The sequence below is a fragment of the Pseudarthrobacter quantipunctorum genome (genome assembly GCF_045291495.1).
In the GTDB taxonomy this organism is placed as follows: Bacteria; Actinomycetota; Actinomycetes; order Actinomycetales; family Micrococcaceae; genus Arthrobacter; species Arthrobacter quantipunctorum.
The window spans coordinates 1,954,024-1,970,577 of record NZ_CP148033.1; the positions used below are offsets into that span (position 1 = coordinate 1,954,024).

Sequence of the window (16,554 nt, forward strand, 5' to 3'; positions counted from 1 at the left end):
TAAAAGCGAAGGCCCGGTCCAAGCGGACCGGGCCTTCGTCGTCGGATCTTAGAACCTAGTGGGACAGGCTCTTCGTTGCTTCTGGTGCCTCCACTGCCTCGTGGCCGTGGCCATGGGCGGCTTCCAGCTCAGCCGGAGTAGCCGGGGCCACACGGTCCTCGAAGAACCACTTGGAGAGGAACGCACGGCGCTTCTCCTTGCGGGTCACCACACCGTGTTCGTTGGGTACGGCCGGGAGAACCTCAGGGGACTCGAAGCCCACCAGCTTGTAGCGCTTGTACTCGTCCAGCGGAGCGTGTACCTCGATGAACTCGCCGTGCGGGAGGCGGACAATGCGGCCCGTTTCCCGTCCGTGGAGTGCGATTTCGCGGTCCTTCCGCTGAAGGGCCAGGGCCACGCGCTTGGTCACGATGAAGGCGATGATCGGGCCTACGAAGAACAGCGCCCGCAGCCAGTACGTGACATCGTTCAGCGAGACGTGGAAGTGGGTGGCGATGAGGTCTGAACCGGCAGCGGCCCACATGACGCAGTACCAGACAAAGCCGGCCATACCGATGGCAGTCCGCGTGGGGGCGTTGCGGGGACGGTCCAGCACGTGGTGCTCACGGTCATCCTTGGTGATCCAGCGTTCGATCCACGGGTACATGAACATCACGGTGAACAGGATGCCTGCAGGCACCAGGGCCGGCAGCAGGACATTGAACGAGAAGACAAAGCCAAGCCATGTCTGCTCCACTTGCCAGTCGCCGAAAGTACCCGGCATCAGGCGCAGCGCGCCGTCAACAAAGCCGATGTACCAGTCAGGCTGGGTACCGGCGGAGACAGGGGAGGGATCGTAGGGGCCGTAGTTCCAGATCGGGTTGATCGTGAAGAAGCCTGCCATGAGCGCCAGGACGCCGAACACGATGAAGAAGAACCCACCGGCCTTGGCAGCGTAGACAGGGCCCAGCGGGTAACCGACAACGTTGTTGTCGTTGCGGCCGGGGCCGGGGTACTGGGTGTGCTTGTGCACGACCACCATGAAGAGGTGGAGGACGATCATCAGCAGGATCAGCGCAGGCACCAGCAGGATGTGCAGCATGTACAGGCGGCCGATGACTGCGGTACCCGGGAACTCGCCGCCGAACAGGAAGAACGAGATGTAGGTACCAATGACCGGGATGGACTTGATGACGCCGTCAATAATGCGAAGGCCGTTGCCCGAGAGCAGGTCGTCCGGCAGCGAGTAACCGGTGAAGCCTGCAGCCATTGCTAGGATGAGCAGCACACTGCCCACAACCCAGTTCATCTCACGGGGCTTGCGGAAAGCTCCGGTGAAGAAGACCCTCAGCATGTGCACTGCGATGGAGGCTACGAACAGCAGGGCGGCCCAGTGGTGGACCTGGCGCATGAACAGGCCGCCACGGATATCAAAGGAGATATCCAGCGATGAGCTGTAGGCCACGGACATCTCCACGCCCTTCAACGGAACGTAGGAACCGTCGTAGTGCGTCTCCGCCATGGACGGATCAAAGAAGAACGTCAGGAAGGTGCCGGAGAGCAGCAGGATGACGAAAGAGTACAGCGCCACTTCGCCGAACATGAAGGACCAGTGGTCCGGGAAGACTTTGCGGCCGAATTCGCGGAGGATTCCGGAACCGCCAACACGCTGGTCGACGAAGTCGGTAAACCGGCCTGTCTTGGTTTTGGCGACGAAAGCGGGCTCAGCTGTTGATGCTGCGCTCATGCATATCACGCTCCCAGTAACTTGGTCCTACGGGTTCTTTGAAGTCGCTGGTAGCGACCAAGTAGCCCTCGTCATCAACTGCGATGGGCAGCTGGGGGAGAGGCCGGCTGGCCGGGCCAAAGATCACCTTGCACTCTTGCGTGAGGTCGAAGGTGGACTGGTGGCACGGGCACAGCAGGTGGTGCGTCTGCTGCTCGTACAGAGCAACGGGGCAACCGACGTGGGTGCAGATCTTGGAGTAGGCAACGATGCCGTTGTATCCCCAGTCCTCGCGGCCTTCTGAGGGGTTCAGCGACGCCGGATCCAGCCGCATGAGCAGCACAACGGCCTTGGCCTTTTCGTTGAGCTTGCCCTCGTGGAGGTCGTTCAGGCCTTCGGGGATAACGTGGAATGCCGATCCGATGGTTACATCGGATGCCTTGATGGGCGTTCCGTCGGGGTCGCGGGCAAGACGCTTGAGCTTGCCTTCCTGGGGTGCCCACAAGGTGTGGGCCAGCTTGTTGTCCGGACGCGGACCGAGGTCGCCGAAGATGGCAACTGCCGGCAGGGGTGCGAGGGCGACGGCTCCCAGGAGGGTGTTCCGGATCAGAGGACGGCGCTTGATGCCCGTCTCTTCAACGATGTCGTCCACGATGCGTACTGCAGCCTGGCGGTCCTCTTCGTACCGGATCGCGTGGCGTTCCTCGGAAACCTCGTGGTCCGGCATAAGGGCTTTGGCCCAGTGCACAATGCCGGTACCGATGCCGAGCATCGCGAACGCGGTTCCCAGCCCCAGGAGCATGTTCTGCAGCCGGATGGCGTCAATGCTCGACTCCCCGGCTCCCAGATCAATGGCGAAGTACGCCACCAGGAAGATTAGGGTTCCAACAACAGAGATGCCAAATAGTAAGGCGACCTGCCGTTCTGCCCGCTTTGCGGCCTTCGGGTCCGTGTCAGCCAGGCGCAAACGGTGCGGAGGAATTCCAGGATCCTGGAACTTCTCCACCTCATTCTGACCAGCCGTAGCTACGGTGCCCGAGTGGTTCGGACTGCCGTCACTATGGTTGCCCATAATTCGCCTCATCCTTCTCTCGTCCCGGCGGATACCGGGTTAGTTTCTAATATCAAGCTGCTGACGGATCAGCAGAAGTGTGCGGTGACGCGGATGTCAGGACGTCCGGGAGGTCAACCAGATCGTGAATGCGATGATGACGCCAAGGCCGGCGACCCAAACGAACAGGCCTTCAGCTACCGGACCCAGCGAACCGAGGTCGGCGCCGCCGGGGGAACCGCTGCTCTCGATCTGCTTCAGGAAGGTGATGATGTCGCGCTTGTCTTCGGGAGTGATGTTGGAGTCGCTGAACACAGGCATGTTCTGGGGACCGGTCACCATCGCCTCGTAGATGTGCTTGCCCGAAACGTCTGCCAGGGCAGGTGCAAACTTGCCGCGGGTCAGGGCGCCGCCGGCAGCGGCAGCGTTGTGGCACATGGCGCAGTTCACGCGGAACAGCTCGCCACCGGCAGCGGCGTCGCCGCCTTCGTCAAGCAGGCCTTCTTCAGGAATCGCCGGGCCGGCGCCCAGGGACGCGACGTAGGCTGAGAGCTGGTTGGTCTGCTCATCGTTGAACTGGACAGGCTTCTTCATCGCCTGGGGACCGTTCATCTGCATCGGCATGCGGCCGGTGCCCACCTGGAAGTCAACAGCGGCTGCTCCCACGCCAACCAGCGACGGACCTGCCTCGCTGCCGCTGGCGCCCATGCCATGGCACGTGGCGCAGTTGGCCTCGAAGAGCTTGCCGCCCTCTTCGACGTCATCTGCGCTGTAAGAGGTGGTGGAGGCTTTCGCCTCGTTGACGGTGGTAGCCACGGCGTAGAGCCCACCCGTGATGAGGAGCCCCATCAGAAGCAGCGCTATTGCTGCAAGTGGGTGACGCCGCTTTTGTGAGAGTGCCTTCACGTGGTGGTTCCTTTATTCGATCCTGCGCCGGCTCCGGGAGCCGCTACCTGAAATTCTGCCTCTTGTAGAAAAAGAATCAAAGCTGGCTACTTGAGTACGTAGATGACCAGGAAGAGGCCGATCCACACGACATCCACGAAGTGCCAGTAGTAAGAGGTGACAATCGCCGATGTGGCTTCAAAGTGCCCAAACTTCTTCGCCGCAAAAGACCGGCCCATGATGAGCAGGAAGGCGACGAGTCCGCCAATGACGTGCAGGCCGTGGAAGCCGGTGGTCATGTAGAACGCGGAACCGTAGGCGTTTGAGGAGAGCGAGACGTGCTCGGAAACCAGCATCGCGTACTCGGTAGCCTGTCCGGCGACGAAGAAGGCGCCCATGAGGAAGGTGAGGGTAAACCATTCATTCATTCCCCACCGGGCGAACTGGAACACACCCCCGGTCCTTCGCGGCTGCAGGCGCTCCGCAGCGAAGACGCCCATCTGGCAAGTGAAGGAACTGGCCACGAGGACAATCGTGTTGGCGAGCGCGAACGGGAAGTTGAGCTTGGCTGTCTCGTCCGCCCACATCTGTGCGCTCGTTGAGCGCAGCGTGAAGTACATGGCGAAGAGACCGGCGAAGAACATCAACTCACTTGACAGCCACACAACGGTTCCAACGGAAACCATGTTGGGGCGGTTCAGCGTGGGGTGCGCCGGGGTACTGGGGGCATGGGTCGCAGATGTCACATAGACATTATGTCTGTAAAAGTCCGTGCTGCCCAACGCAAACCGCCTTTTTGGGGGACTTTTTCTACAAAGACGCGAATTCGCGGGGAAAAGTTCCCGCAGGGGTTCATATTGGTCAGTCCCCGCCAACCCTAGATAGCATCAGGAGGTGACTTCACAGGCTTCCGCACCGTCCGCCAACTCGTGGCCCCGCGTGATCTCGGCACTGATCAGCGGCACCGACCTTACTGCCGGTAACACGTCCTGGGCCATGGACACCATCATGTCCGGGGAGGCCACGCCGGCACAGATCGCGGGATTCCTCGTAGCCCTTAGCGCCAAGGGCGAGACCGTGGAGGAGCTTTCCGGCCTGGTGGATGCCATGCTGGCCCACGCAAAACCCATCGGCATTTCGGGCCAAAAACTGGACATCGTGGGTACCGGCGGAGACCAGCTCAATACAGTCAACATCTCCACGATGGCGGCCCTTGTAGCCGCCGGAGCCGGCGCCAAGGTGGTCAAGCACGGCAACCGCGCGGCGTCGTCGTCGTCCGGTTCCGCTGATGTGCTGGAGGCTTTGGGGGTCCGGCTTGACCTGACCATCGAGGAAGTTGCCCGCAACGCCGAGGAGGCGGGTATCACCTTCTGCTTCGCGCAGGTGTTCCATCCGTCATTCCGTCACACCGCGGTCCCCAGGCGGGAGCTGGCTGTTCCCACGGCGTTCAATTTCCTCGGCCCCCTCACCAACCCGGCCAAAGTGCAGGCCTCTGCTGTCGGCGTCGCAAATGCCAGGATGGCGCCGCTGGTCGCGGGAGTCCTGGCGCAGCGGGGGAGCAGGGGACTGGTCTTTCGGGGCAATGACGGCCTCGATGAGCTCACCACCACCGGCCCGTCCACCGTTTGGGAGATCCGGGACGGGGCTGTGAGTGAAATGACGTTCTCGCCGCAGGACCTTGGCATCAGCCTGGCAACAGTGGAGCAGCTGCGCGGCGGCAACGCAGAGGTAAATGCCGCTGTAGTCCGGGACGTCCTTGCCGGCAAGGAAGGCGCCGCCCGGGACGCTGTTCTGCTCAACGCTGCTGCCGGACTCGTGGCCTTCGATGAGTCTGCCGAGGGGCCCTTCGTGGACCGGATGAAGACAGCCTTTGCCCGCGCGGCCGAATCGATTGATACGGGCGCCGCTGCGGCCGTCCTTGAAAAGTGGGTTTCCCTGACCGCCCGCTGAGGGGGGCCTTGGCTTCCTACTGTTCGAAGCCCAGGGAAAACGCCGCGTCCAGGTCATGCTGGGAGTAGGCGCGGAAAGCAATATGCGTCGTGGTGTGGACAACAGCCGGGACCTTTGAGAGCCGGTCTGCGATGACGTCGGCCAGGTCCTCGTGCCGGTGCACCCTGGCAACGGCAATCAGGTCCCACTCGCCGGTCACGGAATATACCTCGCTGATGCCCTCGATCGCCGAGATCTCCTCAGCCGTCTCGGGGATGCGGGAAGCGTCAGTCTTGATCAGGACGAATGCGGTGATCACGTTGAACCCTTTCGGATCTGTTGCGCGGTGGGAGTACCCGGCGGACTTCTGCTGCCAGCCTATTACATCCGCCAGGCCTCAGGACGGGCACAGGTCAGGCGTCAGGCCGGTCGGGCGCCGCGACACGGCCGCGGCGCCTCGCGCCTGCAAGCAGAAGGCGGTAGCCGACCAGCAGAAGTCCCAGACTGAGCAAGGCAACGATGACGAACGGGAGCACCACGGTCTGCCCAGTCACGGCCCTCAGAACCATCCCGCCCGCTACGCTGCCGAGCCAAACGGCAAGCCCTGCCCGGCGCACCGAGAGCGGATCACGCCATGCCCTGCCCACCAACCAGCCAAGGGCCGCGCCGGCCAGGAACGGCCATGCCGTCAGCAGCACGCCGGTCAGAATGTCGCCGCGCTGGTGTGCGTCGCGTCCCACGGCGGCAAACACCATGATCAGGACTGCATCGGCCGTTGCGGCTCCCAGCAGACGGGGGAGTGCGGGCGGTTTTGGAGATTTACCGGTGTGGGAACTCATGGTTTCGAGCCTAATGCCAGCCGTTGTGCGGGGTGGATCGCGGCATTAGGCTCGAGCCGGAAGGGAGCCACGTATGCCACGGAAAATTGGGACCTGCCTGTGGTTCGAGAACCAGGCGGAAGACGCGGCGCAGTTTTATACATCCGTTTTCGACGACTCAAGGATCATCAATGTTTCGCGCTTCGGTGAGGGTGGACCGGGTGTCGCCGGTGAGGCAATCGCCGTCGACTTTGAACTGGAAGGACGCGGGTTCACTGCACTGAACGGTGCCAGGGGCTCCAGCTTCACGGAAGCGGTCTCGTTCGTGGTGGATTGTGAGGACCAATCCGCCGTGGACCGGTACTGGGCGGCGCTCACCGACGGCGGCTCCGAGAGCCAGTGCGGCTGGTTGAAGGACCGTTTTGGAGTGTCCTGGCAGGTAGTTCCGGCTATCCTGCCCTCGTTGATCGCCGGCCCGGACCCCCACGGCTCTCATCGTGCCATGCAGGCAATGCTGGGCATGCAGAAGCTGGATATCGCGGAACTGCAAAGGGCCTATGCCGGGTGACGCCGCCGGTGCAGCAATGACATCAGGAGACATGTGAATAAGCCGCTCTGGATCTGTTCCCTGCTTGGCGCTGCTGTGGGCATAACCCTTGGATTGGCCGTGTTCGACAGCCCGTTCCTTGGTTTTGCGCTGGGCCTGGGAGTTGGAGCGCTGGTAGGGGCGGGGATCGGGTCCACGCGCTGACTCTGCCCTACCGATAGTGGCCTCTCCCCTTGGAAAAAAGGGACAGAACACATTGACAAGGGCAATCGAATTGAGGATCCTCAGTTCTACTGATCCACCACCTTTAGTTGTACCGAAATCAGGTTCCCATGGACGACGACGGCTATGGAGAAATAAAACTGGACCTGCTCGGGTCCTGGTGCCTACGCCGGGACGGCGTAGTCGTCCACGTCGCAACACGGCAGCAGCGGCTCATCGCAGCCCTGGCCATCAAGGGCCCACGTCTACGCAACTATCTGGTAGGACTGCTGTGGCCCGAGTACCCGGATTCGAAAGCCCTGGAAAGCCTCCGGGTCAGCGTCCACTTAACATCGCGCCAGGTGCAGGGCCTGATCGTCAACGAAGGCAGGTTGCTGTCCCTGAACGATCAGGTCGATGTCGATTTGAACCGGATCCGGGCACAGGCGCGGGCACTGGGGCAGGCGGGTTTCGGCGCTGGGGCCGGCTCTCTGCTGGACGAGCTGCGTGACGCGCAACTGCTTCCCGGCTGGTATGAGGACTGGGTGGTGTTTGAACAAAGCCACCTGCAGCAGGACCGGTTGCGGATCTTCACGGATATTGCCGCGCGGTCGCTCGCCCTGGGTGACTGCGGGATGGCACGGGAGGCCGCTGAGGCTGCCGTGGGCATAGAACCCCTCTATGAGAATGCCGTCGGTCTCCTGATCCGGGCCGAATTGCAGCGAGGTAATCCGGCGGCCGCGCTTCGGGCCTATGAGCGCTACCGGGAGCAGCTGCAGGAGGACATGGGGCTGATGCCCGCGGAACCGGTCCGGGAGCTCCTTGCTGCTGTCCTTGAACGGCAGCAGAACGTGGTCAAGGAGCGCCTAGTTCCGGCCGGTGACTCCTGGCTGGGCGGCCAGCCAGCGCTTAACCACTCTTAGCACCTCGGCTGGGTCCGCGGTGGCAACAGTGTCCTGGCGGCTGCCGGATTCCTGGGAGTAGGTGATTCGTGCCCTGAAGCCCTGGGGATGGCCTGGTTCGTGCCAGGTGCGGATGATGAGCAAGCCTGTGGAAGGGGCATCCGGATCTTCGCCGGGCCCGGCCGGTTCGGACCAGTTGTGCTCTTGCATCGTCGCGCTCGCCCCTCCCGGTTGAGTTAATGCCTGTGGAAAGGCCGGGGCTGTGCCCGGGTCCCTAAGTCTGCCTGGAGCTGGCTTTCCTTGGCGGGATGCGTCCTTCTCAGGTGTTTTGATCTTGCTGGAGGAAAATCAGGAGTTGGCTCGCGTTTCCGAAATATTGGCGCAAGAATGGCCGGCGCGGTCACCAGTGCATGACTGCGGTCTGTCCAGACTCGCCGGCCCAGTACAGCCGTACACGCACGACGTACCGCCTGCCTTGAAAAAGCTTGGCGGAGACCCGTGAGTTCCGGTCTTCCCCGCTGTCGTCGTCTCCGGCGACGAAGCGCAACTCGCCTTGCACTTCCTCGAACAGGACCAAAACAGTGTCGGCCGCGCCAAAGGTGCTTATCTCATATTTGCGCGATGCCTGGGGTTCCAGCGCAAAGTCGGCCTGGCCGCCCGGAACCAGCGAGAGCGGCACCGATTGGAAGGGCTGGAGAACGGGAAGCCGGGAGTGCAGTGCCGGGAAGAATTTCCGGACCCATTCCTTGTCCGCGGGGGACAGGCCTCCCGGCGGATTGAGCCCCGCCTGGAAACGGGCAGGTTCCTTGATCAGCCCGGCGGGGAACCAGTATTCCATGACGGAATCAGGGTCCCAGGAGGATCCCTCGACTTCACTGGTGTCAATCTTCCTCAGGACGTTGTGCAGTGTCTGCTCTTGCGGCCAATGGTTGGGGGCGCCGCCGAAGTATTCATAGACCTTGGCTTCGTCCCAGATGATCCCGGAGAAGGGGTTCTGGTGTTCGTGCGGCAGGCCCAGGGTGTGGCCGATCTCGTGGAGGGCAGTGGTGCGGCCGTAGTCGTCGGTGAGGTCCCAGCCGAAATTCATGGTGGGCTCGTTGGCGTTGATCCCCAGGACGTCGCGCCCGACGTAGGACCACGAGCCGTCACCCTGGTCGAAGGCGATGCGAACTTCGGCCTCACTGCGGTCTGCCACTTCGGAGAATTCCAGTCCTATGCCGAGGTCTTTCCATTCCTTGAACGCCTTGCGGACCGCTTCCTTTTGTGGAGCCGGAGCATCCAGGAACCAGTAGTGCAGGACGGTACCGTTGACCCATTTGAGCCTTAGCAGGCGGATCAGGCGCTCCCTGCGGGTCGAAAGATCCGGGCGGAGCACCGGGCGCGTCTGCGGCTTTACGTCACAGTGCGGACCAGCTGGCTGGCTATTAGCGGCTACTTGCTCATCCATTACTGGCTCCTTGAAAGCTGGTCACTTCAGACCAGTACACTGCGGTACCGTTACGGCCGCGTTATTACGGCCTGAGCCCGGCGAATTCAAGGAAAACGGCAGCTCCGTAACGCGCCAGTAACGCCCGCGGTGGTCCACTGCCCAGAGCAAGGCACAGCACCTCTTACTGAAAGAGGGCCCGTTTTCGTGGTGCAGGAGGGACAAGTCATGGGATTCCCCGGCGATGATGGCAGGCTGCCGGTGATTTATGTGCGCGGATTCGCGGGGACAGGCTCTGCCATCAACAATGCCGTTGATGATCCGTTTTACGGGTTCAGCCAAGGCTCTGTCCACGTCCGTGCCGACGGAAACGGACGCGCCAAGTTCCACCAGTTCGAGTCCCCGATGCTGCGGCTCGTTTCCGACCACAAGTACGAGGTCCCGGTCCATGGCGACCAGTGGGCCTTCCTGAACAGCGTGGATTCCGGCTCCGTAAACCCGGCATCCGTATGGATCCATCGTTTTTACGATGATTCCGCGGATACCTTCGGCGAGGAGGGGGAGAGCTTCTCCTTCGAGGACGCCGCACGGGATCTGTTCGGGCTCATCAAGCTGGTGCTCAATAAGACCGGCGCCCCCAAGGTCTTCCTGGTGGCCCACTCAATGGGAGGGCTGATTTGCCGCTCGCTGCTGCAGCGGGTCATACCCGAAACCCTTGCCGGCGAGGAGGGCACCATCGACCCCGCGGCCGGGGCCCGATACGTGGCACGGGTGTTCACCTATGCAACACCGCATGGCGGAATCCGTTTCGCAGTCGGTTTTGGCCTCCTGGAGAAGATCCGCGACGTCCTTGGTGTTCAAGGGGCGGACATCTTCGGGCCGGACAGGATGTATGACTACCTCACTCCGCCGGCCCTCAGGCGGACACGGACCCGGGAGGCCTTCGTAGGGACGCAGATGCCCGACGACGGGTTCCCGCTGGATGAGCTGTTCTGCCTTGTCGGCTCGAATCCAGGCGATTACGACGTGGCCTTGGGCCTTTCGTCCAAAGCTGTAGGAGCAAGAAGCGACGGCCTGGTCCAGATTGACAATGCCGCAGTCCAGGGGGCGCCGCTGGCCGTGGTGCACCGGAGCCACAGCGGCCGCTACGGCATCGTCAATTCCGAGGAGGGCTACCAGAACCTCCAGCGCTTCCTCTTCGGCGACCTCAAAATTGAAGTTGAACTCGCCGGTTTCACCGTCGGCAAAGCTGCACCCCCTGAGGTGGAGTTCCAGCTTGACGTGGGGCTGGCCATTCGGGGGCTGCCGGTCATGGTCCATGAACAGAGCGCCGCCCACTTCTGTCCCGTCCAGATTGAGCACTGGAGGGAAGGGGACCCGATCGACTCGCCGCTGCCGCTGCTGACCACTTTCCTTTCCTCGAAAGCACCCCGGCCCCGGGTGGGCGGCCGGGAAGTACCGCGGCTGCGCCACGCGCTCAGGCTGCGGCTGATGTCGATCAGGGAAAAGGAGGGACATTTCTTCTTCGACGACCACCTGGAGCAAACCGAGGACTGGCAGGACACCCTGGTGGTCGATATTGAGCCTCCCGGCAGAGACGGGCCGCTGCCCAAAGCATGGGCCGCCTGGAACAGTGCCATTTCCACGGCAGTCCGCGATTGGAATCCCGAAGACAAAGACCAGCTCACGGATATAGACAACACACCCTCCCGTTGGCGGGGACACATCGCCGTCCCGGAATTTGCCAGAGACCTGCTTGGCCCCAATGCCGGAATCAACCTCACCGTGACCCCACGGACCCTGCTCCTCTAGAGCCGGCCCGCGCCGCTGATCCGTCTGGAGTCGCAGCACGGTCCTTGTCACCCGCGGGAGCCGCCGCGGGGGAGCGGCCGCAGCCCCCGCATTACCCCCAACGGCTACTCAGCGGACTGCAGCCTTGATCTGCGGCTCAAGACAGCGGATGCGGGCTGAATGATCTCAGGGTACCGGCGTGTTTATCCAGTCGCCAGAGAAATCATCCTCAAGATTTCCCAAGGTTCTAGTCCACTGGGCGGACGATCATGGTGACGATCTGGGATTCGTTCAAGCCAGGGCTGGCGACATTGACCATGTAGGTGTAATCGCCATCTGTGCCGGAGAATCTACAGATGGTGATGTTGCCGGTTGCATTCGAGGGCCGCTGGCAGGGAGTGTCGGCCTTCATCTCGAACCCGACCCCCGACACGACAGCTGTGACGTCGCTTGTGTTCAACTCTTTCCCTGCATTCCATTGCCGGGAAGGCTGGGGCAAGGATTGGTACTCATGCACAGAAAACGCTCGGAGCGCACGATTTCGTCAGTCAGCTTCCAGTCTGACGGGATGGCGAAGCGTCCGGCGCGGGCAAGCATATCCGCCGTTGCCTCGTCCTCGGCGGACCGGACGATGAAGAACGCGATCGTACCGAGGACACAGACCCCTGCCAGGACAATTCCGATAATCCGCTTCACAATGTTCCCCAAACTATCGGCACTCGGGCACCGATCACCTGCATTCTTCCGCATCGGGATACCGGAGGACGAGCGATAGAGGATGTCTCTCAAGGGGCGTTAGGGGGAGCAGGTTGCATGGCCAACTGTGTTCTACTTTACATAATGTAGATTATCGGCGTTAAGCTCAGGGCCGCAGAAGCGGCCGCAGCCGCCATAAAGCAGCGACCCGGATCCAGTGACAAGTCCGCAGGTCAGCACGTCGCACACCGTTGCCAATATCCCGCCGCTCGCCAAGAATGAACCAATGACGGTCTACGTGCGTTCCCTTGAAACCGCAGTTCCGAAAACGATGCTGATCCAGTCCGAGGCCCGGGATGTTTTTGCGGCGCAGCCCGGCCTGACCCGGCTCGGCTCACGCCTGGTGGGCACATGCTTCGACGCGGCAGCCATTGACACTAGGTTTACTGCCGTTGAGGAAATGACCAACGATTTCCAGGCTGAAGACCCGCAGTTCTACGATGCCGCCACCGGCCTGCTGCTGAATCCCAGCACCAAAGTGCGCAACGAAATTTTTGGCCGCGAGGCCACCAAGCTGTTCGTCGCGGCCGCCCGTGCCGCCGTCGAATCCTGCCCGGAACTCGATTTACTTGACATAACTCATCTGGTGACCGTCTCCTGCACCGGATTCTTCAACCCCGGGCCGGACTACAAGATCGTGCGTGAACTCGGCCTGGATCCCGCCGTCCAGCGCTACCACCTCGGTTTCATGGGCTGTTATGCGGCTTTTCCAGCCCTCCGCGCCGCGAAACTGTTCTGTGAGGCCGACCCCAACGCGGTGGTCCTGGTTGTCTGTGCGGAACTGTGCTCGCTGCACGTGCGCACCTCCAACGACCCGGACACCATTATGGGATCCGCGCTGTTCGCCGACGGCGCCGCGGCCGCCGTCGTGACAGCCAGGCCAGGCGCTGAGGAAAACGCCCTGCTGCAACTGGACCATTTCGAAACCGTCCTCACGCCCGTCGGTGAAGACTCCATGGCATGGAACATCGGCGACAACGGATTTGAAATGGTCCTGGGCAATTACGTCCCGCACATCATTGACGACCACATCGTCGGGGCGCTGGAGCCGCTCCTTGCCCGGGACCCTGAACTCGCTGCACTCCCCTACTCATCTATCCGCCACTGGGCCATCCACCCCGGCGGCCGGAGCATCCTGGACAAAGTCGAGTCCCGGCTCGGCCTGACGGCGGAACAGCTGGTTCCGGCCCGCGAAATCCTCAGGAACTACGGCAACATGAGCAGCGCCACAGTCCTGTTTGTCATCAAACGCATCCTGGAACAAGCCCCTGAACCCGGCGACGAACGGATCTGCTCCATGGCGTTCGGGCCAGGACTCACGGTGGAAACCGCACTGTTCACCAAACTGCGGCAGGCTCAAGTCGTAATCCCAGGCGGGCGCACGGGGCAGGAACGGATGCCGGCGGACGCTCCAGTGGCCTGAACCCCGTGGACTTCCTCCTGCGGCAGCGCGATGCCGGCGCCACAGAGATCATGGACCTGCCCGACTGCGACCCTGAGGCGCTGGACAACACGTACCGGCAGTTCGCCTTAGTAAACCGGGTGCTGTCGGGATGGCGGCGGCTGTACGTGCGGGAACTGCGCCCGTTCCTTGCTGCCACTTCCCGGCCGGCAACCGTCCTGGATATCGGGTCGGGCGGCGGCGATCTTGCCGTTATGCTGGCGCGCTGGGCCGCAGACGACCGGCTCACCCTGCACATCACGGGCATCGATCCGGATCGCCGCGCCGCCGCCTTCGCCCTCCGCAGGCCTGCCGTGCCAGGCGTCAGTTTCCGGCAAGCCCACAGCACCGACCTTGTACAGGAGGGCCGGCAGTACGACTTCGTGATCTCGAACCATGTCCTCCACCACCTCGATGCCGGCCAACTGAAGGAGCTGCTGGCACACTCAGAAACGCTTGCCCGGAAAACAGCGCTGCACAATGATCTGCGCCGCAGCCCGGCAGCCTACGCCCTGTTCAGCGCTGCGGCACTTCCTTTCCGCCACTCCTTCATCCGCGCGGACGGGCTGACCTCCATCCGCCGGAGCTACACGCACGGGGAGTTGAAGGCCCTCGCTCCCCCGGGCTGGGTGGTCCGGACCGGCAGCGCGTTCCATCAGGTCCTTGCCTACCCGGGGAACTGACGTGGCCCCCGACGTGGTGATCGTTGGCGGCGGGCCGGTGGGACTGTTCCTGGCCGCGTCCCTTCTCCAGGAGGGAATCTCGGTCCGCATCCTCGAGCAGAGAACCGAACGGAACCTCCACAGCCGCGCCATCGGAATCCACCCGCCCGCCCTCGACGCGCTGGACCGGGTGGGGCTGGCCGGCGCCATGGTGCAGGAGGGCGTGCCGATCCGTACAGGCCTCGCAGTCAGCGGGGGGAAAACGGTGGCCAGCATGTCCTTCAACACCGTTTCAGAGGCCTTTCCGTTCGTGCTGGCCCTCCCCCAGCACCGAACCGAACAGCTCCTGGAGGACCGCGTCCTTTCCCTTGACAGCGGGGCCATCGTCAGGGGCGCGAGGGTCACAGGACTGTACGACGACGGCGGAAGGGCCGCCGTCGTCGTCGAGCCTTCTGCTGGAGGTGCGGGTCAGCGGGACTTCTGTGCATCCTTTGTGGTGGCCGCGGACGGTGCGAGGTCGCAGCTGCGGAAGGTGCTTGACGTGCCCGTCTGCACAAAGGCGTATCCGGACCACTACCTGATGGGCGATTTTGCCGAGTCCGGGGACCACGGGCAGATGGCTGTCCTGTTCCTTGAAGCAGGGGGAATCGTTGAATCTTTTCCGCTGCCGGGCGGCCTCAGGCGGTGGGTGGTACGGCTCGGCACGCCGGCGGAGACAGCGGACGCCCATCGGCTGGCCGGACTGGTCCTGCAGCGTACGGGCATCCTGCCCGATGTGGAGACCAACACCATGATGAGCGCCTTCAGCGTAAGGTCCACGCTTGCCCGCCGCACGGTGGCGGGACGGGTGCTGCTGATCGGCGACGCTGCGCACGAAATCAGCCCAATCGGCGGCCAGGGCATGAATCTTGGCTGGCTGGCTGCCCACGCCCTGTCGCCGCTGATTCGCAGGGGCGTGGCGGGAGAGCCAGTTGAAGGACAGCTGAAAGAGTTCGACAGCGGGCGGCGGCGTGCCGCCGTCATCGCCAGGCGCCAGTCCGAGGTCAATATGATGCTGGGCCGTCCGCTGCCGGCACCCTTCCTCCAGCTGCGAAACCTGGCCATTGGCGCCGCTGCTTCGGTGCCAGCCGTTAACCGGTGGACCGCCAGGCGCTTCACCATGCAGTAGCCGCGGGCCGCCGGTGAGGGCATGCCGGTCAGGAACCACTCCGGAAGTAGCAGTCGTAGCTGTCCTGGCTCACGATTCTGCCGTCCCTGACCTCGAAGACCGATGACGTCCTGGCGCGGATGGTCTCTCCCCTGTCCCAGTAGGGCAGATCCATCAGGACTGTTGCTGACCAGTCCGCCTCCACGGCCACCCTCCCGCCTTCACAGGTGGTGCGCCTGATGCTGAACGCCTGGTCCGCCACCACCTCCGTGCCCTGGTCAGCACCGGCAAGCACAGCGGCCAGCGTCCGGGTGGAACCTTCCGGCGCCAGCAGATGCGGCGCTTCGACCAGCACGAAGGCCTCCGCCAGGAACGGCCGGATTCCAGCAGACCCTCCACCTGATTCCAGGACGCGGAGGAAGCCCAGGACGCAGTCCAGGGCAGGGGTACTCGGGGAAGGGTGTTCAGCCATGGGAAAGACACTAGCCCAGGCAGGCGGGCCGGATCTCCCACCGCCAGTAGGCTTTTCCTCATGAGCCAGAATCCGCCGGAGACCACCCTCAGCGACGAACAGATCAGGGAAACTGTGGAGCGGATCCTGTCAGCAGGCACACTGCCGCCCATCGTGCAGGCCGGCCATCCCGCCCTGCGCCAGCGCGCCGCCGCCTTTGACGGCCAGCTGTCTCTCCAACAGCTTGACCTGCTCATCGCGCTCATGCGGCAGGTCATGCACGAGGCCCCGGGCGTGGGGCTGGCAGCACCGCAGCTGGGCATACCCCTCCAGATCGCCGTCGTGGAGGACCAGTTCGACGTCGACCCCGAGGCAGCTGCCCTGCGGAAGCGGCGTCCCCTGGAATTCATGGCGCTCCTGAACCCCCGCTACACCCCGGTGGGCACGGAGCTGGCGTCCTTTTACGAGGGTTGCCTCTCCCTGAACGGACTGCAGGCAGTGGTTGCCCGGCCGGAAAAAGTCCTGCTGGAATTCCAGGTGCCGGACGGCTCGCACGTGCAGAAGGAGTTCGCAGGCTGGCAGGCCCGCATCGTGCAGCACGAGACAGACCACCTGAACGGCGTGCTCTACGTGGACCGTGCCCAGTTGCGCTCGCTCAGCAGCAACGCCGAGTACGCCGCCAGGTGGGCGGAGCCCGGAATAGAGAAAGCGCGTGAGGGGCTCGGGTTCGGCGACGGCCCCGCCCTCCTCCCCTGATCCAGGACCGGCAGCGCAGAGCCGGGGCAGCCCCGGGCCACTGCTCCCGGCGACCGGGGAAGTCCGCCGGACAGCCCTAAGATAGT

General features: G+C 63.2%; 19 protein-coding genes. 9 read left to right on the forward strand and 10 right to left on the reverse strand.

The genetic code is table 11. The annotated features are described in order from the left end of the window. Nucleotides 1-55: 55 nt before the first annotated feature. The 4 genes from WHH00_RS09035 to WHH00_RS09050 all read right to left on the reverse strand — a co-directional run bounded on the left by WHH00_RS09035 (nucleotide 56) and on the right by WHH00_RS09050 (nucleotide 4,423). Complete coding sequence (locus WHH00_RS09035) at nucleotides 56-1,726, reverse strand: cytochrome bc complex cytochrome b subunit (RefSeq protein ID WP_406638173.1); 1,671 nt, start codon at nucleotides 1,724-1,726, stop codon at nucleotides 56-58. After that, nucleotides 1,704-2,777, reverse strand: a complete 1,074-nt coding sequence (locus WHH00_RS09040; protein ID WP_231454298.1) for a ubiquinol-cytochrome c reductase iron-sulfur subunit — start codon at nucleotides 2,775-2,777, stop codon at nucleotides 1,704-1,706. Before WHH00_RS09040 ends, WHH00_RS09035 begins: the two co-directional genes overlap by 23 nt. A gap of 96 nt (nucleotides 2,778-2,873) precedes the next feature. After that, on the reverse strand, nucleotides 2,874-3,662 hold the full coding sequence (locus WHH00_RS09045) for a c-type cytochrome (protein ID WP_231454299.1): 789 nt from the start codon (nucleotides 3,660-3,662) through the stop codon (nucleotides 2,874-2,876). 86 nt (nucleotides 3,663-3,748) lie between these two features. Beyond that, the gene (locus WHH00_RS09050; protein WP_217432071.1) at nucleotides 3,749-4,423 is read right to left on the reverse strand and encodes a heme-copper oxidase subunit III; all 675 of its coding nucleotides are present in this window, start codon (nucleotides 4,421-4,423) and stop codon (nucleotides 3,749-3,751) included. A 112-nt stretch (nucleotides 4,424-4,535) separates the two neighbouring features. Between WHH00_RS09050 and trpD the strand changes: the two genes are divergently transcribed. Then, a complete protein-coding gene (trpD, locus tag WHH00_RS09055) occupies nucleotides 4,536-5,591 on the forward strand; it encodes an anthranilate phosphoribosyltransferase (RefSeq protein WP_406638176.1) in 1,056 nt (351 codons plus the stop codon). A gap of 16 nt (nucleotides 5,592-5,607) precedes the next feature. On the opposite strand, the gene WHH00_RS09060 is transcribed toward trpD, so the two are convergent. Then, entirely contained in the window at nucleotides 5,608-5,889 is a 282-nt protein-coding gene (locus tag WHH00_RS09060; RefSeq protein WP_231454301.1) for an Lrp/AsnC family transcriptional regulator, read from the reverse strand. Between the two features lie 94 nt (nucleotides 5,890-5,983). After that, nucleotides 5,984-6,409: a DUF3054 domain-containing protein gene (locus WHH00_RS09065; protein WP_406638178.1), complete on the reverse strand. Its 426-nt coding sequence runs from the start codon at nucleotides 6,407-6,409 to the stop codon at nucleotides 5,984-5,986. Between the two features lie 73 nt (nucleotides 6,410-6,482). On the opposite strand from WHH00_RS09065, the gene WHH00_RS09070 reads away from it, so the two are divergent. The 3 genes from WHH00_RS09070 (at nucleotide 6,483) to WHH00_RS09080 (ending at nucleotide 8,059) form a co-directional block, all read left to right on the forward strand. Beyond that, a complete protein-coding gene (locus WHH00_RS09070; RefSeq protein WP_406638180.1) occupies nucleotides 6,483-6,956 on the forward strand; it encodes a VOC family protein in 474 nt (157 codons plus the stop codon). A 33-nt stretch (nucleotides 6,957-6,989) separates the two neighbouring features. Further along, the gene (locus WHH00_RS09075; protein WP_172801433.1) at nucleotides 6,990-7,139 is read left to right on the forward strand and encodes a hypothetical protein; all 150 of its coding nucleotides are present in this window, start codon (nucleotides 6,990-6,992) and stop codon (nucleotides 7,137-7,139) included. A gap of 107 nt (nucleotides 7,140-7,246) precedes the next feature. Then, the gene (locus tag WHH00_RS09080) at nucleotides 7,247-8,059 is read left to right on the forward strand and encodes a BTAD domain-containing putative transcriptional regulator (protein WP_406638182.1); all 813 of its coding nucleotides are present in this window, start codon (nucleotides 7,247-7,249) and stop codon (nucleotides 8,057-8,059) included. A 379-nt stretch (nucleotides 8,060-8,438) separates the two neighbouring features. Here the strand turns inward: WHH00_RS09080 and WHH00_RS09085 are convergent, their stop codons facing one another. Beyond that, a complete protein-coding gene (locus tag WHH00_RS09085; protein WP_406638184.1) occupies nucleotides 8,439-9,485 on the reverse strand; it encodes a M12 family metallopeptidase in 1,047 nt (348 codons plus the stop codon). Nucleotides 9,486-9,692: 207 nt separating this feature from the next. On the opposite strand from WHH00_RS09085, the gene WHH00_RS09090 reads away from it, so the two are divergent. Then, on the forward strand, nucleotides 9,693-11,276 hold the full coding sequence (locus tag WHH00_RS09090) for an esterase/lipase family protein (protein ID WP_406638186.1): 1,584 nt from the start codon (nucleotides 9,693-9,695) through the stop codon (nucleotides 11,274-11,276). 226 nt (nucleotides 11,277-11,502) lie between these two features. On the opposite strand, the gene WHH00_RS09095 is transcribed toward WHH00_RS09090, so the two are convergent. Beyond that, a complete protein-coding gene (locus WHH00_RS09095; RefSeq protein WP_406638188.1) occupies nucleotides 11,503-11,715 on the reverse strand; it encodes a hypothetical protein in 213 nt (70 codons plus the stop codon). Next, nucleotides 11,712-11,951 carry a hypothetical protein gene (locus WHH00_RS09100; RefSeq protein WP_406638190.1) on the reverse strand — a complete coding sequence of 80 codons (240 nt, stop codon included), beginning with the start codon at nucleotides 11,949-11,951 and terminating at the stop codon, nucleotides 11,712-11,714. Before WHH00_RS09100 ends, WHH00_RS09095 begins: the two co-directional genes overlap by 4 nt. A gap of 286 nt (nucleotides 11,952-12,237) precedes the next feature. Here WHH00_RS09100 and WHH00_RS09105 point away from each other — a divergent pair, with 286 nt between their 5' ends. From WHH00_RS09105 to WHH00_RS09115, 3 genes are read left to right on the forward strand one after another with little or no spacing between them, the layout of a single operon-like run. Beyond that, the gene (locus WHH00_RS09105; protein WP_406638192.1) at nucleotides 12,238-13,434 is read left to right on the forward strand and encodes a type III polyketide synthase; all 1,197 of its coding nucleotides are present in this window, start codon (nucleotides 12,238-12,240) and stop codon (nucleotides 13,432-13,434) included. A gap of 50 nt (nucleotides 13,435-13,484) precedes the next feature. Further along, the gene (locus WHH00_RS09110) at nucleotides 13,485-14,135 is read left to right on the forward strand and encodes a methyltransferase domain-containing protein (protein ID WP_406638538.1); all 651 of its coding nucleotides are present in this window, start codon (nucleotides 13,485-13,487) and stop codon (nucleotides 14,133-14,135) included. Between the two features lies 1 nt (nucleotide 14,136). Next, entirely contained in the window at nucleotides 14,137-15,282 is a 1,146-nt protein-coding gene (locus tag WHH00_RS09115; protein ID WP_406638194.1) for an FAD-dependent oxidoreductase, read from the forward strand. A gap of 28 nt (nucleotides 15,283-15,310) precedes the next feature. Here the strand turns inward: WHH00_RS09115 and WHH00_RS09120 are convergent, their stop codons facing one another. After that, complete coding sequence (locus tag WHH00_RS09120; RefSeq protein WP_406638196.1) at nucleotides 15,311-15,733, reverse strand: nuclear transport factor 2 family protein; 423 nt, start codon at nucleotides 15,731-15,733, stop codon at nucleotides 15,311-15,313. 60 nt (nucleotides 15,734-15,793) lie between these two features. Between WHH00_RS09120 and WHH00_RS09125 the strand changes: the two genes are divergently transcribed. Continuing rightward, nucleotides 15,794-16,468, forward strand: coding sequence for a peptide deformylase (locus WHH00_RS09125; RefSeq protein WP_406638198.1), 675 nt, complete (start codon nucleotides 15,794-15,796; stop codon nucleotides 16,466-16,468). Nucleotides 16,469-16,554: the final 86 nt, after the last annotated feature.

Excerpts from the sequence above, each read along its gene's own strand:
- WHH00_RS09120 (WP_406638196.1), bottom strand. The coding sequence starts at position 15,733 with ATGGCTGAACACCCTTCCCCGAGTACCCCTGCCCTGGACTGCGTCCTG.
- WHH00_RS09110 (WP_406638538.1), top strand. The coding sequence starts at position 13,485 with ATGGACCTGCCCGACTGCGACCCTGAGGCGCTGGACAACACGTACCGG.
- WHH00_RS09125 (WP_406638198.1), top strand. The coding sequence starts at position 15,794 with ATGAGCCAGAATCCGCCGGAGACCACCCTCAGCGACGAACAGATCAGG.
- WHH00_RS09090 (WP_406638186.1), top strand. The coding sequence starts at position 9,693 with ATGGGATTCCCCGGCGATGATGGCAGGCTGCCGGTGATTTATGTGCGC.
- WHH00_RS09105 (WP_406638192.1), top strand. The coding sequence starts at position 12,238 with ATGACGGTCTACGTGCGTTCCCTTGAAACCGCAGTTCCGAAAACGATG.
- WHH00_RS09085 (WP_406638184.1), bottom strand. The coding sequence starts at position 9,485 with ATGGATGAGCAAGTAGCCGCTAATAGCCAGCCAGCTGGTCCGCACTGT.
- WHH00_RS09035 (WP_406638173.1), bottom strand. The coding sequence starts at position 1,726 with ATGAGCGCAGCATCAACAGCTGAGCCCGCTTTCGTCGCCAAAACCAAG.
- WHH00_RS09070 (WP_406638180.1), top strand. The coding sequence starts at position 6,483 with ATGCCACGGAAAATTGGGACCTGCCTGTGGTTCGAGAACCAGGCGGAA.
- WHH00_RS09040 (WP_231454298.1), bottom strand. The coding sequence starts at position 2,777 with ATGGGCAACCATAGTGACGGCAGTCCGAACCACTCGGGCACCGTAGCT.
- WHH00_RS09065 (WP_406638178.1), bottom strand. The coding sequence starts at position 6,409 with ATGAGTTCCCACACCGGTAAATCTCCAAAACCGCCCGCACTCCCCCGT.